General features: G+C 54.1%; 6 protein-coding genes. All 6 read left to right on the top strand.

The features are described from left to right. A partial coding sequence (locus tag VLV32_02710; protein ID HUL40809.1) for a glycosyl transferase occupies positions 1 to 837 on the top strand: 837 nt, incomplete at its 5' end. Next, positions 824 to 2,689, top strand: a complete 1,866-nt coding sequence (locus VLV32_02705) for a nucleoside-diphosphate sugar epimerase/dehydratase (protein ID HUL40808.1) — start codon at positions 824 to 826, stop codon at positions 2,687 to 2,689. The genes VLV32_02710 and VLV32_02705, both read left to right, overlap by 14 nt. 52 nt (positions 2,690 to 2,741) lie before the next feature. Then, the gene (locus VLV32_02700; GenBank protein HUL40807.1) at positions 2,742 to 3,992 is read left to right on the top strand and encodes an O-antigen ligase family protein; all 1,251 of its coding nucleotides are present in this window, start codon (positions 2,742 to 2,744) and stop codon (positions 3,990 to 3,992) included. 8 nt (positions 3,993 to 4,000) lie between these two features. Next, on the top strand, positions 4,001 to 4,777 hold the full coding sequence (locus VLV32_02695) for a glycosyltransferase family 2 protein (GenBank protein HUL40806.1): 777 nt from the start codon (positions 4,001 to 4,003) through the stop codon (positions 4,775 to 4,777). A 212-nt stretch (positions 4,778 to 4,989) separates the two neighbouring features. Next, the gene (locus tag VLV32_02690; GenBank protein ID HUL40805.1) at positions 4,990 to 6,069 is read left to right on the top strand and encodes a hypothetical protein; all 1,080 of its coding nucleotides are present in this window, start codon (positions 4,990 to 4,992) and stop codon (positions 6,067 to 6,069) included. A gap of 29 nt (positions 6,070 to 6,098) precedes the next feature. Next, the coding region (locus VLV32_02685) for an LPS core biosynthesis protein (GenBank protein ID HUL40804.1) at positions 6,099 to 6,427 on the top strand (329 nt) is incomplete at its 3' end.

The raw sequence follows: 6,427 nt of genomic DNA, 5'->3' as shown, positions 1-6,427 counted from the left end.
GGCGGACTTGGATTGATGGCTGGCATTTTTTCCGCCGGCATTTTTATCGGTCTGCCCTGGCAGCTATGGACGGCTCTTGGCATTTTGGTCGCCGTGTCAGTGGCCGACGATATTTACGGCCTGTCGGTTGTTTGGCGTTTGCTCGCGCATTTTGCCGCTGCGGCGTTGGCGATGGCGTTCCTGATTTTAACCGGCTTGGGACCGCATTTCGTGCTGTTGGCCATCGTTATCACAGCCTGGATGACTAACCTGTATAATTTCATGGACGGCTCGGACGGGCTCGCAGGAGGAATGGCCGTGTTCGGCTTCGGATTTTATGGCGTCGCCGCCTGGCTTTCCGGCAACGAGACATTCGCCCTGCTTAATTTTTCCATTGTGGCCTCTGCCATGGCATTCTTGCTATTCAATTTCCATCCCGCAAAGATTTTTCTCGGCGATGTCGGCTCCATTCCGCTCGGCTTTCTTGCCGCTGCGCTGGGCGGATTGGGTTGGAGGCAAAACAGCTGGCCCATATGGTTTCCAGTGCTGGTTTTTTCGCCTTTCATCCTGGATGCCAGCGTAACCTTGATAAAACGTCTGCTATCGCGCAAAAAAGTCTGGGAGGCGCACCGCGAGCATTATTACCAACGGCTGGTGCAGGCCGGCTGGGGACATCGCGGGACCGCATGCTTTGAATATGCCTTGATGCTGGCAGTCGGAGCAAGCGCACTTTGGGCAATCCGCCAGGAAACTGCGCTGCAAATTGCATTGCTGGTATGCTGGGGCGTTTATTATCTGCTGGCCATGATTATTTTCGACCGCTACTGGGCGCGCCGCCAACGCAATGCTTCTGCCTAGATTTAATATCCGCAGCCTGCTTGCATTTGCGCACGACGTCTTCGCCGCTGCAGCCGCGTGGTGTATTGCCTATTGGCTGCGTTTTAATATGGACATTGAGGAAATCTACCTGATAAGCATGCTGCGCACTTTGCCGTGGGTGGTCATTTCCCAGGCCATAATATTTCTTTGGTTCGGCCTTTACCGCGGAATATGGCGTTACGCCAGCCTGCCCGATCTGAAACGCATACTGCTCGCGGTCCTGCTCGCAGCCACGGCCGTACCCCTGGCAGTGTTCATGCTGCGCATCAATGCTGTTGTGCCGCGCTCGGTGCTGGTGATCGACCCAATCCTGCTGTTTCTTATCATGTGCGGAAGCCGCATTGCGTACCGGTTATGGAAGGAGCACCGCATGTACAACCTGGCGAACCTGCAGGCAAAACCGGTAATCGTGCTTGGCGCGGGTGATGCGGCCGTAGGACTGGTAAAGGATCTCGCCCGCAGCCATGAATGGCGCATTGCCGGCTTTCTTGATGACAATCCGAAAAATCACGGAACGCTGTTGCACGGGGTGAAGGTTTTAGGGCGGGTTGACGAGCTGCCGGCCATCGCCGAAAAAATGCAGATTCAGCACGCCATTATCGCTATGCCGAAGGCCACTCATGCCGCGCGCCGCCGCGCAATGAATGTGTGTATCAGCGCGGGAGTGAAGGCGCTGACCGTGCCGTCATTTGATGATTTGCTGAGCGGCAAGGTCACCGTATCGCAAATCCGCCACGTCGAGCTTGACGACTTGCTCGGGCGAGACCCCGTGGTTCTGGATAGCACCGGGTTACAGGAGTTGCTTGCCGGGAAAACCATTCTGGTTACGGGCGCCGGCGGTTCCATTGGGTCGGAATTGTGCCGGCAGATTTCGCGCTTTAGGCCGCAGCGGATAATTCTTTTCGATGTCAGCGAATACGCGCTTTACCGAATCGAACAAGAATTTCATAGCGACTTTTCGGATACTGCGATCGCCTGCGCCATTGGGGACATCAAGAACCGCGCGCGCATCGACCAGGTGCTGGAGCAATACCGTCCATCGGTCGTGTTCCACGCCGCGGCGTATAAGCACGTGCCGCTGATGGAGGAGCAAAACGCCTGGGAAGCACTGCTTAACAACGCGCTCGGAACTTACGTCACGGCACAGGCCGCGGTCGCGCATCGGGTGGAAAAATTCGTTCTGGTGTCCACGGATAAAGCGGTTAATCCTACCAACGTTATGGGCGCAAGCAAGCGGCTTGCGGAAATGCTGTGCCAGGCTCTGCAGCAATCATCGGACACGCGTTTTGTGATGGTGCGGTTCGGTAACGTGCTGGGCAGCACCGGCAGCGTAATACCAAAATTCCGCGAGCAGATCGAAAAAGGAGGCCCGGTCACGGTAACTCATCCTGATATCATGCGCTACTTCATGTCCATCCCCGAAGCTGCGCAACTTGTGTTGCAGTCTGCGGTCATGGGCAAGGGCGGGGAAATTTTTGTCATGGACATGGGTGACCCCGTGAAAATTTACGACCTGGCCAGAGATTTGATTCAGCTTTCAGGTTTCGGTGAAGAAGAGATAAAAATAGTCTACACAGGATTGAGACCCGGCGAAAAACTCTACGAAGAACTGCTGGCCGACGAGGAAAGCACTTTGCCTACGCCCCATGCCAAGCTGCGCATCGCCAGCGCAAGACCGGTAGAAATGCAGTGGCTTAATTCTGTTTTGAAGTGGCTGACTCAGCCGCAAGCACTACACGGCGATCAGGTAAAACAGGAGTTGTCGCATTGGGTCCCGGAATACTCCTTGGGACAGAATCGTCCCGCGCGCCAGCGGAGTTTATCGATATAGACATGTTTCCCTCTATAGCTCGGCACCTAACTTGCGCTGAAAAATAAAGGCAATGGAATACCGGATTATCAGCGGCAACGCCGACAGGCTGATCAAATGGATTGCTATTGCGCTTGGTTTCACCATCCCCATATCCACCGCGCTCGACAATATCCTGCTGGGCGCGCTGGTCGTGCTTTGGGTATTGGCCTCGGGCAACCGCGAAAAATGGCAGCAGATTACACACAATCCTGTAGCGCTGATTTCGTTTGCGCTGTTCGCGCTTTTGGCGGTAGGTCTGCTTTACAGCAAGAGTAACCTTTGGGATTCGCTGCGTTATTTCGGCAAGTACAAAGAACTGCTGCTCATTGCGCTGCTGATACCCTTTTTTCGGGGCGAAAAAACACGTCGCTACGGCTTGTTGGCATTTTCACTGGCGCTGATCCTGACTTTGCTCGGCTCGTACGCAATAGCTTTACGATTGCTTCCAGAATATTTCTTCATGGCCGCAAAACCCAGTTTGCCCGGCATTTTCAATGCTTCCACTTTCAAGCTTCCCATTACGCATAATATCTTAATGGCAATTGCCGCATTTCTCTTCGCACAGATGGCCCGCCATGCATCCGTAACCTGGATTCGGATTTTTTGGGGTTCCCTTTCTGTGCTCGCGTTATTTAACGTGCTGTTCTTGGTCCAGGGCCGTACCGGTTATCTGATTCTGGCGCTGCTGATCGTGTATTTCTTCTTCGATATGTTGAAATGGAAAGGATTGGCTTTAGCCGCATTGCTTGGCATCCTGCTTACTGCCGGGGCGTATTGGGGTTCTACTACTTTTCGCTCGCGGGTCACACAGGCGCTAACCGAATATTCCCAGTGGCACCCCAATCAGTCGGTGTCGGTTGTTGACTCGATCGGTTTGCGCATGGAGTGGTACAGAAACAGCCTCAAGATAATCCGCGATCACCCCGTTTTCGGTGTTGGAACCGGTGGATTCGCCACGGCCTACGCCGAAAAATTCCAAGGCACCAGCGTGGAGCCGGTGACCAATCCTCACAATCAATATTTGCTCACCGCCATTGACGTTGGCCTGATCGGCTTGGGAGTCTTGCTCTATTTGTTCTACGTTCAGTGGCGCCTTGCGTGGATGCTGCCCTCTGCATTGGAGCGCAGCATTGCGCATGGATTGCTTCTCGCCATAATGTCGGGTTGCCTGTTTAACTCGCTGCTTCTCGACCACACCGAAAGCTTGCTCTATGGCTGGCTCTCCGGACTGCTTTATGCCGGTTTAAGATCTTCCGCCCGTATCGGCGGAATTTCCACGTGAAGCCGTCCATGAACAAGCTCTCCGTTTATATAATCGCCTACAACAATGAAGATAGAATCGACGAAGCGCTAAATAGCGTCGCTTGGGCGGACGAAATCGTGGTGGCTGATTCACACAGCAGCGATCGAACTGCCGAAATCGCGCGTCGCTACACCGACAAAGTCGTGCAGATCGACTTTCAAGGATTCGGCAAACTCAGAAATGCGGCGCTCGGGCACTGCAGCCACGAATGGATATTCTCGCTGGACACCGATGAGCGCTGCACCGCGCAGGTGAAACAGGAGATTCTCCAAATCATCAATGATCCGCACGCTGTTGACGCCTATTTCATACCGCGACGCAATTTTTTTATGGGGCGCTGGATTCGTCATTCGGGCTGGTATCCGGATTACCGGCAGCCGCAACTATTCCGCAAGCGCAGGATGCGGTACACGGAAGACGTGGTTCATGAGGGCTACATCCTTGACGGACGCTGCGCGCATTTAAAAGGCGCCCTGTGGCAAATGCCTTTTCGCGACCTGTCTGAAATCATCGCCAAGATGGATCGTTATTCGACGCTCGGCGCGCAAAAGCTATTGGACAAGGGCGCGCCGGGGTCGATGACGAAAGCACTATTTCACGGTGTCTGGGTTTTCATCCGGCTTTACGTATTCCGGCTTGGCTTTCTCGATGGTTGGGCCGGCTTTATTATCGCGCTAGGCAACTTTGAGGGAACGTTTTATCGCTACGCCAAGCTTACCGAAATGAAAGAGCGCTGGAACGAGAGGAAGCCACCGCTCCAGTAACCACCGGTGCATTTTGCCGTGATCACCCATCCGGCCTGGCGTTTTGGCCGGCACCGGAACGTTATCCAACCCAAAGTGACAAGAATCTAAAGTTATTGTGGCCGACCGCCGCTCGCCACAGAGGTCAGTGAGCTGGTGCAGGCAATAACAGTAAACCATCTGCGTCAGACTTTTTTGGTATATTGCGAACAGGATCTCCGCCAGAAACATATATGGTGACGGAAACGATTCATATCATTGAGCCCACCCTCGAGCGCGAATCAGGCCACTATGGATTTGTAGCGAGTTTGTGCCACGCCGATCGCGATAAAAGGATTTGCCTGTGGGTTAGCAAACGCGCGGATTTGTCGCTGTTAAAAAAACTCGGAGTCGAGTTCCGGCGATTTTTCTATCGCAGACTGCGGCGCGTTCAGGCCTATTTTCTTTATAAGAAACTGCTTGGCCTTCCCGGCCGGCTATTTGTGGCGACTGCCGGACGAGCCGATTTGATGTTGCTGAATTGGGCGGCGAGTCAACAAATTCCCCCTTCAAAAGCCTATCTGTACTTTCATTGGGTCAGGCCAACGCCAAGCAAGCTTGCAATCTTCAGAAAAATTGCCCGGGCGCAGCCAAACATAATTATTTTGGGACCAACGCCTTCGATAGTCGGCGTGTTTCGTGAGTGCGGTTTTGAAAATGCCCAAGTGGTTCCGGTCCCGATTAACCCCGACGTGGGTTTGAGGCCGACGCAACAACAGCCGTTCAAACACATTTTCTATCCGGGTGCGGCCAGACAAGACAAGGGGTTCTCGAAAATAGTCGACTTGGTCGAATATCTGGCGGCGCGCGGAATACAAATGCCTTTTTCAGTCCAATTGTCCCCGGATCACTACAACAAGTACGATGAGGCCACAAGAGCGGACATTGGCCGCCTCAGAAAAATAGGGTATCCCTCATTACGTACCTATCCGGACACGATGCCGAGCACCGAATACAGGGAGAAATTCCCCGGGGCGATCTGCCTGCAACCCTATAGCCCCGACGATTTCGCAGACCGTATAAGTAGCGTCACTCTGGACGCTTTGTCCGCGGGCTGCCCCATAATAACAACAGCTGGAACGTGGATGGCCCGTGTAGTGGAAAAATTTGACGCCGGAATAACGCTCACCAAACTAAGCGCTGAAGAGCTTTTCACGGCGGTAAATTCAGTAAGAGATAACTACGACCGCTATCAGCGCGGGGCACTCAATGCGCGTGAAGCACTGCATCGGGAGCACAGTGCTGCTCACCTGTTAAACGTGTTGACCGCTTGAACTCTGTGAAATCTCCAGGAAAAATTCTTGTGGTCGCCACCCTGCGCATCGGTGACGTGCTGCTGGCGACCCCGCTGATTCGCTCGCTACGCCGCGCCTGGCCGCAGGGGCAGATCGACGCGCTGGTTTTCACCGGCACGGAGGATATCCTTCGCGCCAATCCGGACATCAACTCGATCATAACGGTTGCCAAGCGTCCCGGCTTCTGGCCACACCTGCTGCTCATGACGCGCTTGCTGCGCCGCTATGATCTCGCAGTTTCCTGCCTTGCCGGCGACCGGCCGACGCTTTACGCCTGGCTCGCCGGAAAAAAAAGCGTGGGCCTTCTTGTGACGAATGGTAAAAGGCGGTGGAAGCA

The sequence above is a fragment of the Burkholderiales bacterium genome, assembly GCA_035518095.1.
GTDB lineage: Bacteria > Pseudomonadota > Gammaproteobacteria > Burkholderiales > JAHFRG01 > JAHFRG01.
The sequence above is the reverse complement of the archived record's forward strand: the minus strand, read 5'-3'. Positions and strand labels throughout refer to the sequence as shown.